Consider the following 21,306-nt stretch of genomic DNA (forward strand, 5'->3'; position numbering starts at 1 on the left):
GAGCTTTTAAAGGAATTAAGCCATAATCTTTCTATGATCATGGTGACACACAATATGCAACAAGGCAAACGCGTGGCAGATTTTGTAGCATTTTTTCATTTAGGAGAGCTTGTAGAATTTGGTGAAAGTAAGGAATTTTTTGAAAATCCAAAAGAAGAAAAAACCAAAGCTTATCTAAGCGGTGCTTTTGGGTGAGATTTATACAAAAAAAAGTATATTTTTATTAAAATCATATCTTTAAATATTTTTTTAAGGATATGATTTGTCTGAGGAACTTTTAAAACTTAGCGAAGAGCCTTTAAAAAGCAAGATTAAGGATTTGTATTTTTCTAAGTTTAATTATGTAGGAGCTAAGATTGATTTTTGTATCACTCAAAATTTAGGACTTTTGGGTGAAGTTAATTTGCTTTGGGCTGAAGCCAAGCAAGGAAAAAGTGAGCTTAAGAAGTCTTTCGTGCAGCTTGTACTTACCATAGGAAAATATAAATTTTATACAGAGCAAACTCCAAATTTACTTTGTGCTTTTGATGGAGAAAAGATAGCTTTTTTACCTTTTGCTTCTTTGCAAGAAATTTTTTATCAAAGCGATATAGACTTTAGTGTTACCCCAAGCAATCATAAAAATGAGCAGTTTTTAAAACTTCTAAAAGAATTAGATGGCATTTTAAATACAGCACAAATTTTTTATTATGAAAAAAATAATGAAGAATTAAAAACTTTTATAAAAGAAAATCTTACGAGCGAAAATATAAGCAAATTTCAAATCGATAAAAATAATTTTGTAAGCATTTATCACAAATGGAATAAAATGGTTAAAGATACCATTAGTATTGATTGGAATTTGGCTAAAGAAAGCGGGATTATAGATGCAGACTTTTATTTGGCTGATTTGCTTTCAAATGAAAATGAAACTATCAGTCAAAATTTATTTGCCATTCTTAAAAAAGATTATTATGAGTTTAATAAAACAAAAAGTGATTTGGGTTCTATCATTAATGAGCGCACTTCTTTTAAGGATAATCAAAAAGCCCATCATGAGTTTTGGGCGATTTATGAGCGTCCTCCAAGGGAAGAATTTTGGGATTATATTATAAAACGCAGAGATTTGCTTGTAGATCAAGATGTAAGAGAGCGAAAAGGAGCATTTTTTACTCCGAGAATTTGGGTGGATAAGGCTTGTGAGTATCTTTCTAAAACTTTTGGGGAGGATTATGAAGAGGAGTATTATATATGGGATTTAGCAGGTGGAACAGGAAATTTACTAGCAAATTTTACAAATAAGAAAAATATCTTTTGCTCCACTCTTGATAAAGCTGATATTGATGTGATACATGAGCGTATAAAAAATGGTGCGAATTTGTTTGAAAATCATGTTTTTCAATTTGATTTTTTAAATGATGAATTTTTTGATGAGGTAGATGATAAGGGTAAAATCATCCATAAATCAAAACTACCTTTAAATTTACAAGAGATTTTAAAGGATGAAAATAAACGCAAAAAATTAATAATCTTTATCAATCCACCTTATGCTGAAGCTGGGACTAGCTCCACTAAAAATAATACTGGTAAAAATAAAGAAAGAGTAGCTAGGGAAAATAAAATTTGTGAAAAATACAAAGATATTTTAGGTAGGGCAAACAATGAGCTTTTTGCTCAATTTTTTATCAGAATTTATTGTGAGATAGAAGATTGTTTAATGGCTAGTTTTTCGACTTTAAAATATGTAAATTCTACCAATTTTATAAAATTTAGAGAGAGTTTTAAGGCTAAATTTTTAAAAGGCTTTATGGTGCCTTCTTATACTTTTGATAATGTAAAAGGAAATTTTCCCATAGGATTTTTGATATGGGATATGAGTAAAAAAGAAGAAATTAAAAAAATAAAACTTGATATATTTAATGAAAATGGAAATTTTTTAGGAGCGAAGCATTTTTATAATGATAAACAAGAAAGTATCAATAAGTGGCTTAGAAAATTTAGTATTAAAGATAATGGTATAGGTGTATTGATGGCTGATGCCCCTGATTTTCAAATGCAAAATTTGGTAGCGTTATTGAATAAAAAAACAAATAGACATGGAATTTTTCAAGATATTGATCAAACAAATATTATAAATATTGCCATATATTTTTCAGTGCGTCAAGCTATACCTGCTACTTGGATAAACGATAGAGATCAGTTTTTATATCCTAATGATTTATATAAAAATGATGATGAGTTTAAAAGCGATTGTTTAGCTTTTATGCTTTTTCATGGGCAAAATCGCATAAGTGCAAAAGAAGGGATAAATCATTTCATACCTTTTAGTGAAACAGAGCTAGGTATCACAAAAGAAGCTTTTGAAAGTGATTTTATGTATAAATTTATAAAGGGTGAGATAAAAGATGAAAATTCGCTTTTTGGTGATGAGTTAGTAAAGATAGAATTTAGTCTTGAAGCTCAAGAACTTTTAAAAGCAGGAAAAGAACTTTTTAAATACTATCACACACATAGCGAGGATAAAGGCTATCTTGTCAATGCTTCACTTTATGATATAAAAGAATTTTTTCAAGGTAGAGATGAAAAAGGCAGGATGAATCGTCCTAACCAAGCAAAAGACGAGCATTATAAAGTTTTGCTGAGTGATTTAAACACAGCCTTAAATACTTTAGCCAAAAAGCTAGAGCCTAAAATTTATGAATACGGCTTTTTAAAAGAATAGATTAATAAATTAATTTGGCGTACAAACGCCAAATTTAATAAAAAATGATATGAACAATTTGTGAGCCATGTACCCCAAAAACAGGGATAAGTTCAATGTCTGCTGTCCTTGAGGGTCCAGCGATAAATAAAATATTGCTAGGCAAAGTTTCATTCTCTTTTTTTACCAAAGTTAAAGCCTCAGCCAAGCTTTTTACTACACTTTCTTTTTTAAGTAGCATGATACATAAAGTAGGAGCTAAAGAAAGCATTCTTGGTTGCTCTTTTGATGAAAGCACTAAAGCAACGCCGTGTGAGTTTACTCCAGCCTTTGCGTGGATGATAGAAAATTCGCTATGAAAAACTTCACTTCTTAAATTTTCTATTTGTTCATTAAAACAAATTTTGGATTTTGCTTTGATTTTATCGATATTAAGATTTAGATTTGAGCCATAAATCATTTTTTCATAGCCATATTTTGCCACGATTTGATTGATTTTTTCTTCTAAAGTTTCTATCGTGGCTTCTTCGACTATGTATTTGTTTGCACTCATTTTTTCTTTTAGTTCCTCTAAAGCATCATCGCTTGTTTTGATGTGTCCTACTGGATCTGAGCTTGGGATGTATGTGAAATTTGTATCCTTATGGCCATTTTTGACTTTGTTTAATATCGCTTCTTTGCTTTTTGAAGAAAGTTCATTTAATCTACTCACAGCTTACTCCTTCGATATTTTCAAGCTCTTTATAAAGATTTTTCTTAATTTGTGGCAAGTCTTTAAATTGACTCCATTTTTTTACTACAGGCAAGGTATTTTTAAAACTTTTTATAAACCAATTAAAATAATGCGCCTTCGATAAAGAAAATCTCCATAAATTCCCGCTTGTAGCTATTTTTTCAAAATTTCTAAAAGCAAAAGCTTCGGCGGCATTATGATGGAGCATATTTGCACCAAGTGGCGGGTTTTTGCCTTGTCCGACTTTATTAGACCTTAGTTTGCGTATGAGATCAGCGAGTGGAATTTTTACCGGACAAACTTCAGAGCAGCGCCCACAAAGCGAACAAAAATTCAAAATATCCCCCGTGTGATCTATACCAAAAATATTCGGACTAATCACTTCTCCAATAGGCCCTGGATACACGGTTTGATAAGTATGACCTCCGATTTTATCATAAACAGGGCAAAAATTCATACAAGCCCCACACCTAATGCAACGAAGTGCTTCATAATAATCCTCATGAGCTAACATATCGCTTCTGTGATGATCAAAAAGTATAACATGCACTTCTTTTGGGCCGTCCAAATCGCCATTTTTTCGTGGACCTGTGATGATATTGTTATAGGTGGGTATGAATTGACCTGTAGCTGAAGGAGTAAGTAAATGTACCATAGTTGCTGCATCTTCAAAGCTTTGCATCACTTTTTCTATACCACAAAGTGCGACATGGATATCGCTTGCAGTAGTGCACATTCTGCCATTTCCTTCATTTTCTATGAGCCAAAAAGCTCCTTCTTCAGACATAGCAAAATTAACACCGCTAAGTCCCATTTTCAAGCCTTCAAATTCATCTCTTAAATGCTTTCGCGCAATGGCGTTTAATTTTTCGGGTTCGCTTTCAAGTTCAGAACCTAATTTATCTTTGAAAATTTCGCCAATTTCATAACGATTTTTGTGAATGGCTGGCACGACGATATGCACTGGCGTTTCACCATTAAGTTGCAAGATAAGCTCTCCAAGATCCGTTTCTACGGCTTTTAAACCCTTGTTTTCAAGATAGTGATTTAAACCTATCTCTTCACTAGCCATGGATTTGCCTTTTAGGATTTTAGAGATATTCTTTTCACGCATGAGTTCATAAATGATCTCACAAGCGTCTTCATCGCTACTTGCCCAATGCACTTGTATGCCGTTTTTAGTTGCGTTTTTTTCAAATTCTAAAAGTCTTTCATCGAGGCTCATTAAAGCATTATTTTTAGCTTGTTTTGCGCGTTCTCTTAAACCTTGCCAGTCATTAAATTTCTCATCGATTAATTTCAAGCGATTTTTTTGTAAAGTGTGCATAGCGTTAGAGAGATTTTCACGCATTTGCTCGTCATTGAGCTTGATTTTAACGATTTGCTCGTGCGGTAATTTGTGTTGTTCGCTCATATTTTCACTCCTTCAAGGCGTTTGACTAAAAAGTCATATAAATGCACGCCTTTGATATCAAGTCCCATTTTACTCATCGTTCCAGCAATATTCATCAAGCAACCCCCATCGCCACTTATAAGGTATTTAGCACCTGTTTTTTGGATATTTTTGATTTTTTCTCTTGCCATAGCGTTTGAAATTTCACTCTCTTTGACTGAAAAAGTTCCGCCAAAACCACAGCATTCTTCTTCATATTCTAAATTGATTAGTTCAACATTTTTAAGTCTTTTGATGAGATTTTTACTTGCTTGTATGCTTTTTTGAATTCTTAAAGCGTGGCAATTTGAATGCCAAGTGACTTTGATGGGTTCGCCTTTATCTTCGTAATTTACATTTAAAACCTCATCTAAATACTGTGAAAGTTCTATCACACGAGAGCTAAATTCTTTGACTCTTTCAAAATTATTATCATCTTTAAAAAGTTCTAAATAATCATGACTCATCATCCCTGCACAAGATCCACTTGGTACAACGATGGGATAATCTTTCTCAAATAAATTAATATTATATAAAGCTATATTTTTACTTTCTTTAAAATAACCTGAGTTAAAAGAGGGTTGAGAGCAACAGGTTTGATTTTTTTTAAAAATCACCTCTACACCTTCGCGGCGTAGAAGTTTGACTGAATTTAAAATACTTTCTTGCATTGCGGCAGTTCCAAGACAAGTGGCGTATAAATAAACTTTTTTCATTACTTTGTCCTATTTTGCTAAAGGAATGGTATCTGGTATTATGCCATTTAATAAGAATGCAATGATGCAAGTCCAAATTCCTATTAAAATAATAAAAGCTATAGAGTATTTTAAAGTGAATTTAAAAAGATCAGATTCTTTACCTACAAGTCCAACTGCAGCACAAGCTATAGCTATACTTTGTGGGCTTATCATTTTACCAACCACACCTCCTACAGAGTTTGCTGCTAAAAATAAAGCTTCGCCTACGCCAAGCTCATTTGCAGTCACTTGTTGTAATGGTCCAAAAAGTAAATTCGCGCTTGTGTCAGAACCGGTTAGGAAAACCCCTATCCAGCCAATGATAGGCGAAAAGAAAGCAAAAGCATCACCGGTGTGTGAGAAAGCCAAGCCTAGAGTGGTGCTCATACCGCTATTTTTAGCAATAAAAGCAAAAGAAACAACCAAACCAATGGTAATGCAAGGTATAGCCATTTCTTTTAAGGTATCCCAAAAGCATTCTCCTGCATCGCTGGCTTTGATTTTTAAAATCCAAATGGTTAAAAAAGCCGCAAGTAAAATAGCTGTTCCTGCTTGAAGAGCGATGAAATTTATAGGCATACTTAAGGCTACATTTTTACCATTTGCATCCACTATGCTTCCTGCAATATTGTTAAAAGTAATGGTTACTTGGGTATAGTCAAAAATAGAGCCTTTAGCAAATAAATCTTTAAACCAAGGTTGAGTCCAAAGCACTATACAAGCGATAAGTAGGATAAAAGGAGTCCAAGCTTTTAAAACTTGAGTGAAGCTTAAAGTACTTTCTTGAGCAAAATTTGTTTCTCCATCAAGTCTGAATATATTTTTTGGTTTCCAAAATTTCAAAAAGATTGTTGTGGCTGCTAAAGATACGATTGCTGAAACAATGTCAGGAAGTTCTGCGCCAAGGTGGTTTGAGCTGTAAAATTGTGTCGCAGTAAAACTCACAGCTGCGACTAAAATAGCCGGAAAAGTTTCTTTAATACCCTTAAATCCATCCATTAAAAAAATGATGAAAAAAGGCACGCTAAGGCTTAGTGGCACAAGCATTCTACCTACCATAGCAGATACTGCATGTTGTTCTACGCCTACTAAATTAGCCATTGCGATGATTGGAATTCCTACAGCACCAAAGGCAACTGGAGCAGTATTTGCAATAAGACAAAGTCCCGCAGCTTGTAAGGGGCGAAGTCCAAGTCCCACAAGTAGGGCCGCAGTAATGGCTACAGGACCGCCAAAACCGATCGCACCTTCTAAGAAAGAGCCAAAACAAAAGCCGATTAATATCACTTGAATTCTATGATCTGGAGTGATACTCATGACGCTTTGTTTGATAACTTCAAATGAGCCTGATTTAATGGAGAGTTTGTAAAGGAAAATCGCTGCAATGATAATCCAAGCAATGGGCCAAAGTCCTTGTGCGAAGCCTTGAACGAAACTTGCGCCTATTAAAGAAAAAGGCATGCCATAGGCAAAAAATGCAACTATGCTTGCTAAAATCACAGTGATGAAACCTGCTTGATAGCCTTTGAGTTTAAAAACGAGTAAGCAGACCAAGAAGCAAATTATAGGTAAAAATGCTACGATTGCACTTAAAAAAATATTTTCAAATGGATCATAAATTTGAGTCCACATAAAATCTCCTTTTGTAAATTTTTTAACTTTATAGTTTAGCGAATAAGATATAATTAAAAAGTATTAAGAAATAAAATTGGTATTTTATGTTGATTTTTGTAACATTAAAGTAACAAAAATATTTTATAAAGAAGCAAAAGTAGCAAAGTTTTTTGATTTTCAATTAAATTTTTTGATTTAAGCTTGATAAATTCTTTTTAAATTCTCTAAATTTGCACTAACATTTAAGAGTAAGCAATCAGCTAAAACAAGTCTTATCATCGCCGTAGCTACCACACTCCCACGCACTCCCACACAAGGATCGTGCCTACCTTTTAGTTCACATATGATATTATTGCCAAATTTATCCATACTTTCTTGCGCGCTAAAAATTGAAGGGGTAGGTTTGAAATAGCTTTTAATTTCCAAAATATCGCCGTTTGAAATTCCACCTAAAATTCCTCCGCTGTGATTGCTTAAAAATTTACCATCTTTTAAACAATCATTATTTTGTGAGCCGCGCATTCTACTTGCATTGATACCTTCGCCAAGCTCTACGGCCTTTACTGCATTAAGTCCCATCAAAGCATGGGCGATTTTTGCATCAAGTTTATCGTATAAAACTTCTCCAAGTCCTGCCATTACGCCACTTACTTTAGTAAAAACGCTAGCACCTACACTGTCTTTTGAATTTCTGGCATTTAAAATTTCTTCTTTAAAATCATTTTCTAAAAACGGATCGAGGCAAAAAATTTCGCTTTTCTTGGCAAATTCAAAGTCAAATTCGTTATTTTTTAAAGTAGAAACAAAGTTTCCAACCCCAAAAACTCCACTTTGTACTTCTATGTTAAATTCCTTTAAAAGCATAGCACAAATTGCACCCCCAGCGACTCTTGCAACGCTTTCTCTAGCACTAGCTCTTCCACCCCCACGATGATCTCTTATGCTGAATTTTTTAAAATAAGTAAAATCAGCGTGTGAAGGGCGAAATAAATCCTTGATATTATCATAGTCTTTTGAGCGTGTATTTTCGTTAAAAACGACTATGCCAATGGGAGTTCCTGTGCTAAAACCTTCAAAAACTCCACTTAAAATTTCAGCCCTATCACCTTCCTTTCTAGGAGTAGCAAATTTACTTCCGCCTTTGCGTTTATCAAGTTCGTTTTGCAAGAATTCCTCATCGATTTTTACGCCCGCTGGAAGTCCATCTATAACGCAACCAATAGCTTTGCCGTGAGATTCTCCAAAACTTGTAAATCGTAATTTTGTACCAAAAGTGTTCATATTTTGCCCCATTTTTCAAGAGTGATTTTTGCTGCCATTTGTTGCGCTTCTTTTTTGCTGTTTGCAATGGCTCTTGCGATTTCTTTTCCTTCGAGTTTTAAGGCGATTTCAAATTGTTTTTGATGATCAGGGCCAAAAGCGCGTAAGGTTTCGTATTCTGGAGTTTGTCCCATAGAACCTTGAGTGATTTCTTGTAGCTTGGTTTTATAATCTTTGATGAGATTTTTAGCATCAATTTGAGGATAATTTTTTTCCACTAAATAAAGTGCGATTTGTTTAGCCTTTTCAAAGCCTGATTCTAGGTGAATAGCGCCAATGATAGCCTCTAGGGCATCTGAAAGAATGGAAGGCTTGGCTCTTCCGCCGTTATTTTCTTCGGCCAAAGACATAAATAAAAAATCCCCTAAATTCAAATCAAGCGCGATTTTTGCAAAAGATTTTTCATTGACTAAAGCGGCTCTAAGTTTTGATAAATCTCCTTCTGCATCGTGTTTAAATTTGTGAAATAAATACTCTCCCACAACCAAATCAAGTACTGCATCACCTAAAAATTCAAGTCTTTCATTGCTATAAGGTTTTTTAAAACTTTTATGTGTCAAAGCGTGTGTGAGTAAAGTTTTGTCTTTAAATTCGTAGTGAAGATTTTTTTCTAAGAGCTCGAGTTTTTTCATATTTTTTCATTATCCTTTTGCAAATTAAGAGCAGCCATTCTTGCTAAAAAATCACATCTTTCGTTTTGCGTGTGACCATTGTGTGCTTTTATCCAAAAAGCTTTGATTTTGTGAATTTTAGCCAAATTTAAATATTCTTTCCATAAATCCACATTTTTCTTGCCTTTAAAATCTTTTTTTACCCAATCTTTAAGCCACTCATTGATGCTTTGCACCATTAAATTTGAGTCTGTAAAAAGCGAAATTTCACAAGGCTCTTTTAAGGCTTCTAAAGCCTTGATGATAGCTAAAAGTTCCATTCTATTATTTGTGGTATTTTCTTGACTGCCAAAGCCTTCTTTTTGATGGTTTTTATATTCAAGTATATAAGCCCAACCACCAAAACCAGGGTTTTTCAAACATGATCCATCGGTGTAAATTTTAATTTGCTTCATCGCTTTTTATTTCATAAAGAATTTTGCATTGTTTAAATTCATAACAAATGGGGCAGTGATAAAAAAACAAAGGCATGGTATTTTTGCAATTTAGACACATATAAGAAAAATCAAGTTTAGTTTTGAAAGCATTGTCGTTTAAAATTTTAAGCATTTTAAATTTAGGATTTGTGAAGTTAAAATTCTCTTCTTTTTCAAGTAAATTTAGGGCATAAAAAAATTCTTTATATTTAGGATCTTGCGTGAAAATAGCTTTTTTTTCATTATAAAGCAAGTCAATGACTTCTTCAAATAAAGTGTGGGTTTTGATTTTATAGTTTTGAAAAATAAAGCGTCTAAGTAAAGCATTATCATCATCTAAGGCTAGACTTTGTGTGCTTTTTTCTTCGAGGCTTTTATTGGATTCATTTTGTATGATGAGTGCTTTAATGAAAGCTTTTTCATCTTTGATATCAAATCCTAGCTCAAATAAGCATTCTAAAATTTCTAAAACTTCGTTATATTTTTTTAAACGCAGATAAATTACTTTAAGCATTTTGAGTGCTTTTTCATTGCGTGGGCGTTTTTTTAGGATATTGAGTAAAATTTCGCTACTTCTTTCTAAAAATCCTGCTTTAAAATACGACTGTGCGAGCAAATAAAAAACATTTTCTTGTAAACTTTTATCTTTTGTTTTTTCTAAGGCGATAAGATAAATTTGTGTTGCTTTTTCAAATTCGCCACTCTTGGTAAAAACCGAAGCAAGAAAGAGTAAATTATCGTGGCTTAAATTTAAATTTTTTAATAAATCCTTGTGCGTGTTATCGAGTTCAAATTTTTTAATGAATTGATCAAGTTTTATGCTTTCATCTTTGTTCGCAAAAATTTGCCAAAAATAATGAAGCAAAGCCACTATTAATATCAAAATAGTAAGGAAGATAAGACCCACAACGGGATCGCGGTATTCTACAAAGAAAAAATCCATTCTAGCACTTTTTAGTCAAAATTTATGCCAATTATAGCTAATTGTTTATATAATTTTCGTTAAGGAAAAACGATGATTGATAAAAATAGCATAGAAAATTTAGCACAAAGAGCAGATATTGTTGATGTGATTTCGCACTATATAGAAGTGAAAAAAATGGGTTCAAATTTTGTTTGTATTTGCCCCTTTCACGCTGATAAACACCCCTCAATGCACATTCACGCCCAAAAAGGTTTTTATCATTGTTTTGTATGTGGAGCAGGTGGGGATATGTTTAAATTTGTTATGGAGTATGAAAAACTAAGCTTTAGCGAAGCGGTAGAAAAAGTCGCTTCGTGGAATAATTTCTCCCTTAGTTACACCAAAGATCACAACACAAGCAATAAAAACATTCTTCATATTTTACCAAGCCTAAATGCCTTTTATAAGCAAAATTTAGCCAAACACAAAGAAGCTTTGCATTATCTTTATCAAAGGAAATTAAACGATAAGGACATACAAAAATTTGAACTTGGTTTTGCCCCAAGCAATGAAGAAAATTTAAGGCTTTTAAGAAATGAAGAGATTGATTTTGAAGAGGCTTTAAGTGTTGGAGCGCTTAAAAAAGATGAGCAAAAAAAAGAATATTACGCCAGTTTTATTATGCGTATCACTTTTCCTATATACGATCACAAAGGTTTGCTTGTGGGCTTTGGTGGCCGTACTTTAAACAAGGCCGTCCAAGCTAAATATGTTAATTCCCCTCAAAGCAGACTTTTTGATAAAAGTCGCATTTTTTATGCTTTTAATCTCGCAAAAGACGCCATTGCAAAACAAAAAGAAATGATAGTTTGCGAAGGCTATATGGACGCCATTGCCTTTCATAAAGCAGGTTTTAACAACGCTGTGGCAGTACTTGGGACAGCTTTAACTGAACATCATTTACCTTTAATTAAACGCTATGAAGCTAAGGTGATACTTTGTTTTGATAATGATGAAGCGGGTTTAAAGGCCGCGATGCGTTCGGCGTATTTGCTAAGTGTAAATAAAATCGATGGAAAAGTTGCCTTAATTCAAGGCGGAAAAGATCCAGCCGAACTTGTGGCGAATGATGAAAGTGCAAAGCTTTATGAGATCTTAGAAAAGGCAGTGGAGCTTGGGGAATTTTATATCAGAAGACTTGTGGCAGGCTTTGATTTAAATTCAGCCTTAGCTAAGCAAAAGGCCTTAGAAGAAGTGCAAAAATTCACGCATTTATTAGAGCCTTTAGTGGCAAATTTTTATACAGATTTAGTTGCTAAGCTTTTAGGGGTTGAAAATCATCTCGTAACTTTGGTTAAAAATGCCAAAATTTCACCCACTAAAAGTAAGATAGAAAATACTTTTGTCCCAAAAACAAGGCTAAATATCGCAGAAATCGAGCTTTTGAAATTTTTAGCACAAAATGCGAATTTGCACGAAGATTTTAAAAGGATTTGTCCTAAAAGCATTTTCAAACACCAAGAAATGCTAGAGCAAATTTTAAATGATGGTAAAGATCATCCTGCTTTAAGGGAATTAGAGCTTTTAGAGATTAAGCCTTTAGAAAATAAAAATGATTTTTTGCTTGCTATCTGCAATGTGTATTTAAGCCATTTGAATGCTTTAAAGGGTGCAAGTTCTGAACCAATGCTAAAAAAGCAAATTTTAACCCTACTTTCTCAAAATACCTTAAAAATCAAAAAAGCACTTTTAGATGAGGAATTTTATCACTTTTTTTCAAATTTTTTAGAGCTTTTAACTAAGGAGCAAGACTTAGAAAAACTCCATCAAATTTTGCAAAAATTATTAAGAGCTTTAAAAAATGTAAAATATTTAAACGATATTTTTTTCCCTAATGAGTCTCCAGACGGTCCTTTTTAGTTACATAAAATCGTAAAAAATTCCCTTCAAAATCCGCAAAAAATTTAAAAAATATCAAATTTATGTATTTTTTCCTGCTGTTTGAGCTGTTTTTTGATTAAAATTGTTTTTATTAATTTTTTAACAAAAGGAGAATTTATGAAATTTTAAAATTAGGTTTAGTGGCTTGTATGGTGGATAGTTTTAATGTAAATTATATATTTGGTGATAATTTTGTTAACAGAATTTTTATTGAGGGTGGCGAATTAGATGTACATAGTTAGTTCTTGTCTTTAAATTAGCCTTGCAGGATATGGCTGGGATGGAAGTTTAGGTGGTTTGTGCTATAGGGATAAAGATGAATTCGCTTTCACTGTTTTAGAAGATAATAGTAATGTGAATCATCTTTTGCCGTGAAGAGTTAAAATACACTGCAGGCTCGCATTTACAGGCAATCAAGGCATAAATGTTTTTGGTTATGTGGACTTTTGAGTTATATTTTTGCTGATGCGGTTAGACTCGGCGGAGATTTCGTATATAGAATGATTGCAACTAGCAATGTAGCTGGAGATGATGATAAAGATAAATACGAAATTGTTGCAAGAGTGGATTGTAAATACTCTCCAAAATTATCTTTCCAAGCTTGGTATTCTTATATTAATGTAGATGGCAACACTGAAGCGCAAAGTGGTAGCAAAAATGTAAGACTTCAAACACTTTATCAATTCTAATAAATCCTTACTGAATTAACTTAGTTTTACTAAAAAAAGCCTTACAAATTTTGCAAGACTTTAAATTTTTTTATCGATTAAAATCGTCTCGCCATTTTGAATTTGCTTTTTTAAGTCTTTGCTTAAATTATCTTTTAAATTTTTTAAGTCTTTGTTTTGTAATTTTTCAAATTCGGCTGGATTTGAAGCTTTAAGCTTGGCTTGTTCGTCTGCACTTAAAGCACTAAGTCCTTTTTCTTTAGCAAGCTCTAGTAAGTCTTTTTCGTCCTTTTTATCTTTGGGTTTTATTTCTTGTGTAGTAGTATTTTGCGTGGAATTTGTGCTATTTAATGCTTTGTTTAAATCGCTTAAAATTTCGCCCAGACTTGGCTCTTTAGCATCAAATTCATCAACTTTTCCATCAAAATTTATATCTTTTTCTAGACTGAAATTAAGTTTTTCTTCCAAATTTGCATTTTGATCTAGTTTATTTTGATTTTTTACGCTTAAATCACGCATACTTTCAAGTGGAGCTTTTTGCTTAAAATTAAGCTTTTGTGTTGATTGCTTGTTATGGCTTAAGGAATTTGGATCAAAAAGCTCATTGCTTACTTTTTCAAACCAATTTGCGATAAATTCATTTGCCTCGCCATTGAGTCTGTAACTTTTATCATCCCTTGCTATGATATGGGTGTAAGAGGCAAAATGACTTTGGAGATTTTTAAAATTTTCTTCGCTTAAATTTAGGCTCAAAAGTTCGCCTTCTTTGTTTTCAAAAACTACTTTGAAACCTGAATTTTTAGTGCTTGAAATATCATTTACCTTAACTTTATCTTGTTCTTCTCTTTTGAGTTCGCTAAGTTCCTTTTGTTTTGTGGTGTTTTGAAGACTTTCAAAAGTAGTGTTTGAAGGGTTAATTTTTAAATCATCCATAAAAATCCTTTTTAATGCAATCATAAATTCTAAATCGGCATAAAAAAATATTTTATACCTAGTTTTGTTAAATTATAAGAAAAAAGTATTGATACCTTTGATTTGGTTTTTGTTTTAATAAAATCTTTGTTATAATTTGTGCCAAGCTTAACACAAAGCAAAATCACTTAAATACAAGAAAATTAAATGACACTCGTGCGCTCATTGCTTTTTTAAAGACCAAGATAAAAGAAGTCTTGATGAGACTAGGTATTATACTATTGATGAAATTCTGGCTTTTAAAAAAGCACTTCGATGGGCTAAACAAAATCCACAAGAGGCGCAAGATGCCGAAAGAGAAATGCAAGGGTATTATAATGCAAGGATATGCCGAAAATGTTTGGCGATGGCGTATGGAATTTGATATAATCGCGAGTTTAAAATTGATTGATTTATAAAACTAAGGAACAAAATGAAAGCATTAGCACTTTTTAGTGGCGGGCTTGATAGCATGCTTGCTATAAAACTCATCACTTCGCAAGGCATAGAAGTAAAAGCGATAAACATAAACATAGGCTTTGGCGCTACAAGTGATAAAAGCGAACTTATGGCAAAAAGAGCGGCTTTAGCTGGGGCAAGTTTTGAAGTGATAGATGTAAGAAATGAGTATTTACAAAAAGTGCTTTTTAATCCACAATACGGCTATGGAAAGCATTTTAATCCCTGCATAGACTGCCATGCTTTTATGTTTAAAACTGCACTAGCTATGCTAAAAAGCGAAAATGCAAGTTTTATTATAACAGGCGAAGTTTTAGGCCAACGTCCTATGAGTCAAAGAAGTGATGCGATGGCTAAAGTTAAAAAACTCGCACTTGATGAAGAGGATTTAATCCTTCGTCCTATGTGTGCTAAAAATTTACCCCTTACAAAGCCTGAAAGAGAGGGTTGGGTGGATAGAGACAAACTAGAAAATATAAGCGGAAGAAGCCGTAAAAGACAACTTGAACTTGCAGCTAAATTTGGTTTTGAGGACTTTGAAAGCCCTGGTGGTGGGTGCTTACTTACACTTGAAAGTTTTGCTAAGAAAATTCGCGACTTTATAGAATTTGACAAAGATATGGAGGTAAATGACGCCCAACTTTTAAAATACGGCCGCCATTTAAGACTACCAAATGGTGCTAAAATGATAGTGGGTAGAAATGAATTAGAAAACGAGCTTTTAAGAAATTTAAAAACCGACAAATATGAAGAAATTAAACTTGGAGATTTAATCGGTGCTTATTCTTTACTTAGTCAAAATGCAGATGAAAAAGACTTAGAGCTTGCTTTAAAAATAGCACTAACTTACGCAAAAACACAAAGCGATAAAGAATACCAAGTAGGCTTTAAAGATAAAATTTATACTAGCAAAGCTTATGAAAATAAAGAAAGCGTGAGTGAATTTTTCATCTCTTAAGGGAAGGCTTAAAGCCTCCATTATTTTTTTGTTTTACTGACTATTTCTATAATGTTTTGTGCGACATCATCAGCTAATTCTAAATGCGAAGTAAAGCCTACACAAGAACAATTTATCTCGCCTAAGACATATTTATCTTTGCCATTTTCATCAGTATCTAAAATAAAATCAGCCGTCCAAATGAGCGGTAAATCATAATTTCCAAGTTTAGCTCTTACTTTAGGAAGTTCACTTAAAAACATATCCACTAAATTTTTCCAATCTTCTGGCTTATCATAGCGATATTTTGCTCCACTAAAAAGTGTAGCAGAAAAAGCATCTGCATCTTCAGAAGGTTTTTTATGCACGACATTTACAGGAGTGTTATAAAGCATTAAAAGTCTGATTTCTCCTTCTTTAATGCGTGGCAAGAATCTCATATCTACAAGCATACCGTTATCGCCTACAATGTATTGCTCGCAAAAGTCCATAAATTCACAAAGTTCTCTGTGTTCAACATGATTATCTTTTGCTTCGGTGCATTTGATTTTTGCATTCAAGGGTACACTATCGCCGTTAAATTCACTCTCAACACTCACACGCCAAATTCCTTCGCCTGTAGAGCCGCGATTTTGTTTTAAAACTCTTTCGCCTTTAGCCAAGCTTTTGACAAAATTTTCTTTGAAAGTCTTAATATCATAATAAGCATAGGTATCACTTGGCACAAGATCGGTGTCTGCTAGTTTGGTTAAAGCATCTTTTGCTCCATAACCTATCATTGCATCAGGGTGAGGCATACCGACAAGTCCATCATTACAGAGCTTTCTTAACATATCAAAATATTCATTTTCTTCTTTAAGATTGCCAGGATTGATGCGTGAAACATAACCATCAAAATTTTCTTTTACATAGTGATAAATTTCATCTTTTTTGCCTACTTCGAAAAATATCACTTCAGCATTCCAACCTTTGGATTTTAAAGCATTTACCATAGGCATAGTATCTTTTCTATAGCCATCTTCACCTTTATCACTTCCGCCTCTAACTTCAAAAAAAACAATGTTTTTTTTCATGATTTCTCCTTAGAATGAATGTGGTTTAAATTATGGCATATAAAAAATAAATTCTAAATTTAAGACCGATTTTATCTTTTTTACTTGAAAAGCGTTTGTAATAATGCTTTTAAGTATGATTTTGTTGTCACGATTAATAAAAAATCAAGATGATTAATATCAAAAGAGTTTTTTAGTTTATCAAGGTATAATTTAATTTTTAATTTTTAGGAGTTTAAATGAAGTGGAATTCTTTTGATACGCGTTGGATGCTTTCATTGTTTGGGACAGCAGTTGGTGCGGGGATTTTATTTTTGCCTATTAAGGCCGGTGTGGGTGGTTTTTGGCCTGTTGTTGTAATGTGTTTTATTATTTTTCCAATGGTTTATCTAAGCCATAGAGCTTTAAGTCGTTTTGTATGTCAAGCAAATGGTAATGATAAGGATATCACTCATGCGGCTGAAGAGTATTTTGGTAGAAAAGTGAGTATTTTTATATCTATTCTTTATTTTTTTGCTATTTTTCCTATTTGTTTGGCGTATTGTGTGGGTATAACTAATACTTTTGAAAGTTTTATTTATCATCAATTTTTGCCCCTTTTAAATTCAGAAGGTGTGTTTTCGGATGTCATTCGTGCTATGTATGAAGTAAGTGCGGATGTTGGAGGAAAAACCGTGGTAAGTTTATTGCCTGTTTACCGTTTGTTTTTGGTCTTTATTTTGGTAAGTATTTTTATGCTTATTATGCTTTTTAGTGAAGAATTAATCACAAAAGTGTGTGAATGGCTTGTGTATCCTTTATGCGCTATACTTTTTGCATTTTCTTTATATCTTATCCCTTATTGGTCTTTTGAGAGTTTTAGTGCAGTACCTGGAGCGAAAGAATTTATCACTATAGTATGGCTTACTTTGCCGGTTTTAGTGTTTTCTTTTAATCACTCACCAGCAATTTCTACTTTTTCTTTAAGTGTAAAAAGACAATATCCTGAAAATTCAGTACAAAAAGCAAATCAAATTTTGCTTAGAACCTCTGTAATGTTACTTGCTTTTGTTATGTTTTTTGTGGTATCTTGTGTGCTTTCTTTAACTCCAGCCGAACTTGCTGAAGCTAGAGCGCAAAACATACCTGTGCTTTCTTATTTTGCTAATAAGCTTGATAATCCATTTATTTCTTATGGTGGTCCATTAATCGCATTTTTAGCAATTTCTAGTTCGTTCTTTGGACATTATTTTGGTGCTAGAGAGGGTGCTTATGGTATAGTTAGAAAGTGTTGTAAATTAGCGGGCAATGAAAATCCAAATTTAAAAAAGATTGCGATTTATTCAACTTTAACGATGTATGTGATCATGTTAATCACTGCTTATATTAATCCTAGTATCTTGGGTTTTATAGAAAGTTTGGGTGGTCCAATCATTGCGGCAATTTTGTTCTTAATGCCAATTATTGCAATTTATACGGTTTCAAAAATGAAAAAATTCCAAAACAAAGCTTTAGATGCTTTTGTTTTTATTACGGGAATTTTAACTATAATTACCGTGATTTATACTTTTTAAGGCTTTTTAATGGGTAGTAATTTAAGTATATTTAAAATCGGTGTTGGTCCTTCCTCTTCTCATACTTTGGGACCATTATTGGCGGGTAATATGTTTTGTGAAAAAATTAAAACTCGCATTGATGAAATTTCTAAAATAGAAATTAAGCTTTATGGCTCTTTATCTTTAACAGGTAAAGGGCATTTAAGCGATAAGGCTATTTTATGGGGGCTTAGTGGCTTAAAAGCTAAAGAATTAAACGCGAGTTTGCAAGATGAGGTTTTTAAGCGTGCTTTAGAGAAAAGGATTTTGCTTTTAGATGGGATAAAAGAGCTTGATTTTGACTATGAAAAGGATTTGATTTTTGAAAAAGAATTTTTACCTTTGCACGAAAATGGTTTAAAAATTAGTGCTTTTAATAAAGAAAATGGTTTGATTTTAGAAGAAATTTATTATTCTATTGGCGGTGGGTTTGTGATGAGTGAGGCTGAGCTAAAAAAACAACAAGAAGGGCAAGATGAATTTGTGCATACACCCTTAGAGCTTAATATCAACAATGCTAAAGATGCTTTAAAAATTTGTGAAGAAAAAAACTGGAATTTAGCAAAGCTTTCTTATGAATATGAGTTGCAGTTTTTTACCAAAGAAGAAATTAGGGCGTATTGCTTAGAAATTTGGGAAGTGATGCAAGAGGTTTTTTATAATGGAATTCATCCAAATTCAGATTATCTTCCTGGAAAACTTCATTTAAAGCGTCGTGCAAAAGGTTTAAATGAGCGCGTGGCAATGACTACGGATCCTATGGGGATTATTGATTTTATTTCTTTATATGCTATTGCTATTGCTGAAGAAAATGCAAGTGGTGCTAGGGTTGTTACTGCACCTACAAATGGAGCTTGTGCGGTTGTGCCAGCTGTGATGCTTTATCTTAAAAATCATACCGTGGGTTTTAATGATGAAAAGGCGATTGATTTTTTACTCACCGCTATGCTTATAGGCTCTTTTTATAAGAAAAATGCAAGTATAAGTGGTGCTGAAGCAGGATGTCAAGCAGAGATTGGTAGTGCGAGTTCAATGGCAGCAGGTGCTATGGCAACGGTTTTAGGAGCAAAGGCGAATGTGGCTTGCAATGCTGCTGAAATGGCTATGGAGCATCATTTGGGCTTAACTTGCGATCCAGTAGCTGGGCTGGTGCAAATTCCTTGTATAGAAAGAAATGCTTTTGGGGCTATAAAAGCCATAAGTGCAGCTAGAATGGCAATGACGCGAAAAAGCACTCCTGTTGTAGGACTTGATGAGGTTATAAAAACTATGTATGAAACGGGCAAGGATATGAATTTAAAATACAAAGAAACTTCGCTTGGGGGTTTAGCTACAAATTTAAAAAGTATTTGTTAAAAGGATAAAAAATGAGCAAAAAGGCACTTTGTATTATTAGCGGGGGTATGGATAGCACTTTGTGTGCTTATTTGGCTAAAAAGCAAGGTTATGAAATTATTGCTTTACATTTTGATTATAATCAACGCACACAAGAAAAAGAAAAAGAATGTTTTAAACAAATTTGCAAGGCTTTAAAAGTAGAAAAATCTTATATTTTAGATGTAAGTTTTATAGCTAATATTGGTGGAAATGCCTTAACAGACAAAAATATAAATATCCCTAAAAATGAACTTAATAAAAGCGATACCCCACCTATTACTTATGTGCCTTTTCGCAATGGAATTTTTTTAAGTATAGCAGGATCTTTAGCCGAAAAAGAAAATTGTGAAAGTATTTTTATCGGCGTAGTAGAAGAAGATAGTAGTGGGTATCCTGATTGCACGCAAAGCTTTATCCAAAAGGCGCAAGAATTTATCAATGAAGGCACGAGCAAGGATTTTAAAACTCAGATTAAAACCCCACTTGTTCATCTTAAAAAGGCTGAAATTGTCGCTTTGGCTTTGAGTGAAAATGTGCCTTTAGAGCTCACTTGGTCATGTTATGAAAGTCAAGATTTAGCTTGTGGAGAATGCGATAGTTGCTTGCTTCGCTTAAGAGGCTTTGAAGAAGCGGGCTTTAAAGATAAAATTGCTTATAAAAATGCGCATTAGGCATTTTAAATGTTTAAGTTCAGAGCTTAAAAATGCTTTGATAGAGCTTTGGGAGCAAAGTGTTAGAGCGAGTCATCATTTTTTAACAGAAGAAGATATAAGTAAAATCAAACAATATTTAAATGGCGATGAGGCTTTTATACGCATTGAGTTTTTATTTATTTATGAAAATAATGAATTTGTAGGCTTTTTAGGCTTTTGTCAAACAAGCATTCAAATGCTTTTTATCCACCCAAATTTTTTTCGCAAAAATTACGGCACTAGCCTCGTAAATTTTGCAATCACTCATTTTGAGCTTGATAAGATTGAAGTTAATCTTGATAATGAAAAAGCCTTGAAATTTTATGAAAAATTAGGCTTTCAAATTTATGATAGATATGTAGATGAATTTGGCTTTGTTTTGCTTAAAATGAAGAGATAGCTTTATCACCTATAAAAAAGTCATAAAGTTCGTAACTTCCGTCTTTTTTCATCAAAATTACAGGATATTTTTCATAATGACCTTGCTCCATTCCAGGACTTCCTTGTGGCATATTTGGCGCTGAAATTCCAATCACTCCTTTAGGCTTGTTTTCAAGTAGCCACGCCACTGCACTTTGTGGCACATGTCCTTCTATGGCATAACCATCAATTACTCCCGTGTGGCAACTTTGGTATTCTTCTTTAATACCTAAATTTTGTTTTATTTGTAAGAAATCATTGGTTTTGATTGTTTTAACTTCATAGCCATTTTTTTGCATATATTGAGCCCAAAGATCACAACATCCACAAGTTGGACTTTCATAAATGACTAAATTTTTTGCTTGCAAAAAAGATGCAATTGCTATCATAGTGAAGGTAATTTTTTTCATTTTTATCCTTTAAAATTTGTTTTGAAATAATACTTTTTAAGAGTAAATACAATGCTCTTGTTTTTGGCAATTAGAGCTATTTTTTTAAACCATTTAAAGCGATAATGGCTTTATAAATGTTTTAAGTATAAAAAAGGGATTTAAAGTGGTGCGGATGAAAGGACTTGAACCTTCACGCATTGCTGCACCAGATCCTAAGTCTGGCGTGTCTGCCAATTTCACCACATCCGCAAAAGTGGTACGCCCAAGAGGATTCGAACCTCTGACCTACGGCTTAGAAGGCCGTTGCTCTATCCAGCTGAGCTATGAACGCATATA

General features: G+C 33.2%; 19 protein-coding genes, 2 tRNA genes and 1 pseudogene. 9 read left to right on the forward strand and 13 right to left on the reverse strand.

Going from position 1 to position 21,306, the window contains the following annotated elements:
• A pseudogene (locus ELQ16_RS03445) lies at positions 1-195 on the forward strand (phosphate ABC transporter ATP-binding protein); the annotation flags it as partial.
• 67 nt (positions 196-262) lie between these two features.
• Positions 263-2,701, forward strand: a complete 2,439-nt coding sequence (locus ELQ16_RS03450) for a hypothetical protein (protein WP_134238187.1) — start codon at positions 263-265, stop codon at positions 2,699-2,701.
• 34 nt (positions 2,702-2,735) lie between these two features.
• On the opposite strand, the gene ELQ16_RS03455 is transcribed toward ELQ16_RS03450, so the two are convergent.
• From ELQ16_RS03455 to ELQ16_RS03490, 8 genes are all read right to left on the reverse strand, one after another.
• The gene (locus ELQ16_RS03455) at positions 2,736-3,392 is read right to left on the reverse strand and encodes a lactate utilization protein C (protein ID WP_134238188.1); all 657 of its coding nucleotides are present in this window, start codon (positions 3,390-3,392) and stop codon (positions 2,736-2,738) included.
• Complete coding sequence (locus ELQ16_RS03460) at positions 3,385-4,827, reverse strand: LutB/LldF family L-lactate oxidation iron-sulfur protein (protein ID WP_134238189.1); 1,443 nt, start codon at positions 4,825-4,827, stop codon at positions 3,385-3,387. Before ELQ16_RS03460 ends, ELQ16_RS03455 begins: the two co-directional genes overlap by 8 nt.
• A complete protein-coding gene (locus ELQ16_RS03465) occupies positions 4,824-5,561 on the reverse strand; it encodes a (Fe-S)-binding protein (RefSeq protein ID WP_134238190.1) in 738 nt (245 codons plus the stop codon). The genes ELQ16_RS03460 and ELQ16_RS03465 overlap by 4 nt, the downstream gene beginning before the upstream one ends.
• Positions 5,562-5,570: 9 nt before the next feature.
• Entirely contained in the window at positions 5,571-7,214 is a 1,644-nt protein-coding gene (locus ELQ16_RS03470; RefSeq protein WP_134238191.1) for an L-lactate permease, read from the reverse strand.
• A 177-nt stretch (positions 7,215-7,391) separates the two neighbouring features.
• Positions 7,392-8,477 carry a chorismate synthase gene (aroC, locus tag ELQ16_RS03475; RefSeq protein WP_134238192.1) on the reverse strand — a complete coding sequence of 362 codons (1,086 nt, stop codon included), beginning with the start codon at positions 8,475-8,477 and terminating at the stop codon, positions 7,392-7,394.
• Complete coding sequence (gene rnc, locus ELQ16_RS03480; protein WP_134238193.1) at positions 8,474-9,148, reverse strand: ribonuclease III; 675 nt, start codon at positions 9,146-9,148, stop codon at positions 8,474-8,476. The genes aroC and rnc overlap by 4 nt, the downstream gene beginning before the upstream one ends.
• On the reverse strand, positions 9,145-9,582 hold the full coding sequence (rnhA, locus tag ELQ16_RS03485) for a ribonuclease HI (protein ID WP_134238194.1): 438 nt from the start codon (positions 9,580-9,582) through the stop codon (positions 9,145-9,147). The genes rnc and rnhA overlap by 4 nt, the downstream gene beginning before the upstream one ends.
• Positions 9,569-10,546, reverse strand: coding sequence for a hypothetical protein (locus tag ELQ16_RS03490; RefSeq protein WP_134238195.1), 978 nt, complete (start codon positions 10,544-10,546; stop codon positions 9,569-9,571). Before ELQ16_RS03490 ends, rnhA begins: the two co-directional genes overlap by 14 nt.
• Positions 10,547-10,618: 72 nt before the next feature.
• Here ELQ16_RS03490 and dnaG point away from each other — a divergent pair, with 72 nt between their 5' ends.
• Together dnaG and ELQ16_RS03500 are read left to right on the forward strand one after the other, a co-directional pair.
• Positions 10,619-12,427, forward strand: coding sequence for a DNA primase (gene dnaG / locus ELQ16_RS03495; protein ID WP_134238196.1), 1,809 nt, complete (start codon positions 10,619-10,621; stop codon positions 12,425-12,427).
• Between the two features lie 422 nt (positions 12,428-12,849).
• Positions 12,850-13,137 (forward strand): major outer membrane protein, encoded by a 288-nt coding sequence (locus ELQ16_RS03500; RefSeq protein ID WP_279586254.1) that lies wholly within the window; start codon positions 12,850-12,852, stop codon positions 13,135-13,137.
• A 60-nt stretch (positions 13,138-13,197) separates the two neighbouring features.
• On the opposite strand, the gene ELQ16_RS03505 is transcribed toward ELQ16_RS03500, so the two are convergent.
• Positions 13,198-14,049, reverse strand: coding sequence for a hypothetical protein (locus ELQ16_RS03505; RefSeq protein WP_134238198.1), 852 nt, complete (start codon positions 14,047-14,049; stop codon positions 13,198-13,200).
• A 451-nt stretch (positions 14,050-14,500) separates the two neighbouring features.
• Here ELQ16_RS03505 and ELQ16_RS03510 point away from each other — a divergent pair, with 451 nt between their 5' ends.
• Entirely contained in the window at positions 14,501-15,484 is a 984-nt protein-coding gene (locus tag ELQ16_RS03510) for an MnmA/TRMU family protein (protein ID WP_134238199.1), read from the forward strand.
• 20 nt (positions 15,485-15,504) lie between these two features.
• Here the strand turns inward: ELQ16_RS03510 and ELQ16_RS03515 are convergent, their stop codons facing one another.
• The gene (locus tag ELQ16_RS03515; protein WP_134238200.1) at positions 15,505-16,536 is read right to left on the reverse strand and encodes a Cj0069 family protein; all 1,032 of its coding nucleotides are present in this window, start codon (positions 16,534-16,536) and stop codon (positions 15,505-15,507) included.
• Positions 16,537-16,754: 218 nt separating this feature from the next.
• Here ELQ16_RS03515 and ELQ16_RS03520 point away from each other — a divergent pair, with 218 nt between their 5' ends.
• The 4 genes from ELQ16_RS03520 to ELQ16_RS03535 are packed head-to-tail and all read left to right on the forward strand — an operon-like array spanning position 16,755 to position 20,558.
• Positions 16,755-18,068, forward strand: coding sequence for an aromatic amino acid transport family protein (locus ELQ16_RS03520; protein ID WP_134238201.1), 1,314 nt, complete (start codon positions 16,755-16,757; stop codon positions 18,066-18,068).
• A 9-nt stretch (positions 18,069-18,077) separates the two neighbouring features.
• Complete coding sequence (locus ELQ16_RS03525; RefSeq protein ID WP_134238202.1) at positions 18,078-19,445, forward strand: L-serine ammonia-lyase; 1,368 nt, start codon at positions 18,078-18,080, stop codon at positions 19,443-19,445.
• Between the two features lie 11 nt (positions 19,446-19,456).
• Complete coding sequence (gene queC / locus ELQ16_RS03530) at positions 19,457-20,137, forward strand: 7-cyano-7-deazaguanine synthase QueC (protein WP_134238203.1); 681 nt, start codon at positions 19,457-19,459, stop codon at positions 20,135-20,137.
• Positions 20,115-20,558 carry a GNAT family N-acetyltransferase gene (locus ELQ16_RS03535; RefSeq protein WP_208335056.1) on the forward strand — a complete coding sequence of 148 codons (444 nt, stop codon included), beginning with the start codon at positions 20,115-20,117 and terminating at the stop codon, positions 20,556-20,558. Before queC ends, ELQ16_RS03535 begins: the two co-directional genes overlap by 23 nt.
• Here ELQ16_RS03535 and ELQ16_RS03540 read toward each other — a convergent pair.
• From ELQ16_RS03540 to ELQ16_RS03550, 3 genes are all read right to left on the reverse strand, one after another.
• The gene (locus ELQ16_RS03540) at positions 20,542-20,988 is read right to left on the reverse strand and encodes a DUF411 domain-containing protein (protein WP_134238204.1); all 447 of its coding nucleotides are present in this window, start codon (positions 20,986-20,988) and stop codon (positions 20,542-20,544) included. The two genes, ELQ16_RS03535 and ELQ16_RS03540, sit on opposite strands and share 17 nt — an antisense overlap.
• A gap of 146 nt (positions 20,989-21,134) precedes the next feature.
• Positions 21,135-21,219: transfer RNA gene (locus ELQ16_RS03545), tRNA-Leu, on the reverse strand.
• A 5-nt stretch (positions 21,220-21,224) separates the two neighbouring features.
• Positions 21,225-21,301, reverse strand: a tRNA-Arg gene (locus tag ELQ16_RS03550).
• Between the last annotated feature and the right edge of the window lie 5 nt (positions 21,302-21,306).

Source organism: Campylobacter sp. US33a (assembly GCF_004378855.1).
In the GTDB taxonomy this organism is placed as follows: Bacteria; Campylobacterota; Campylobacteria; order Campylobacterales; family Campylobacteraceae; genus Campylobacter_D.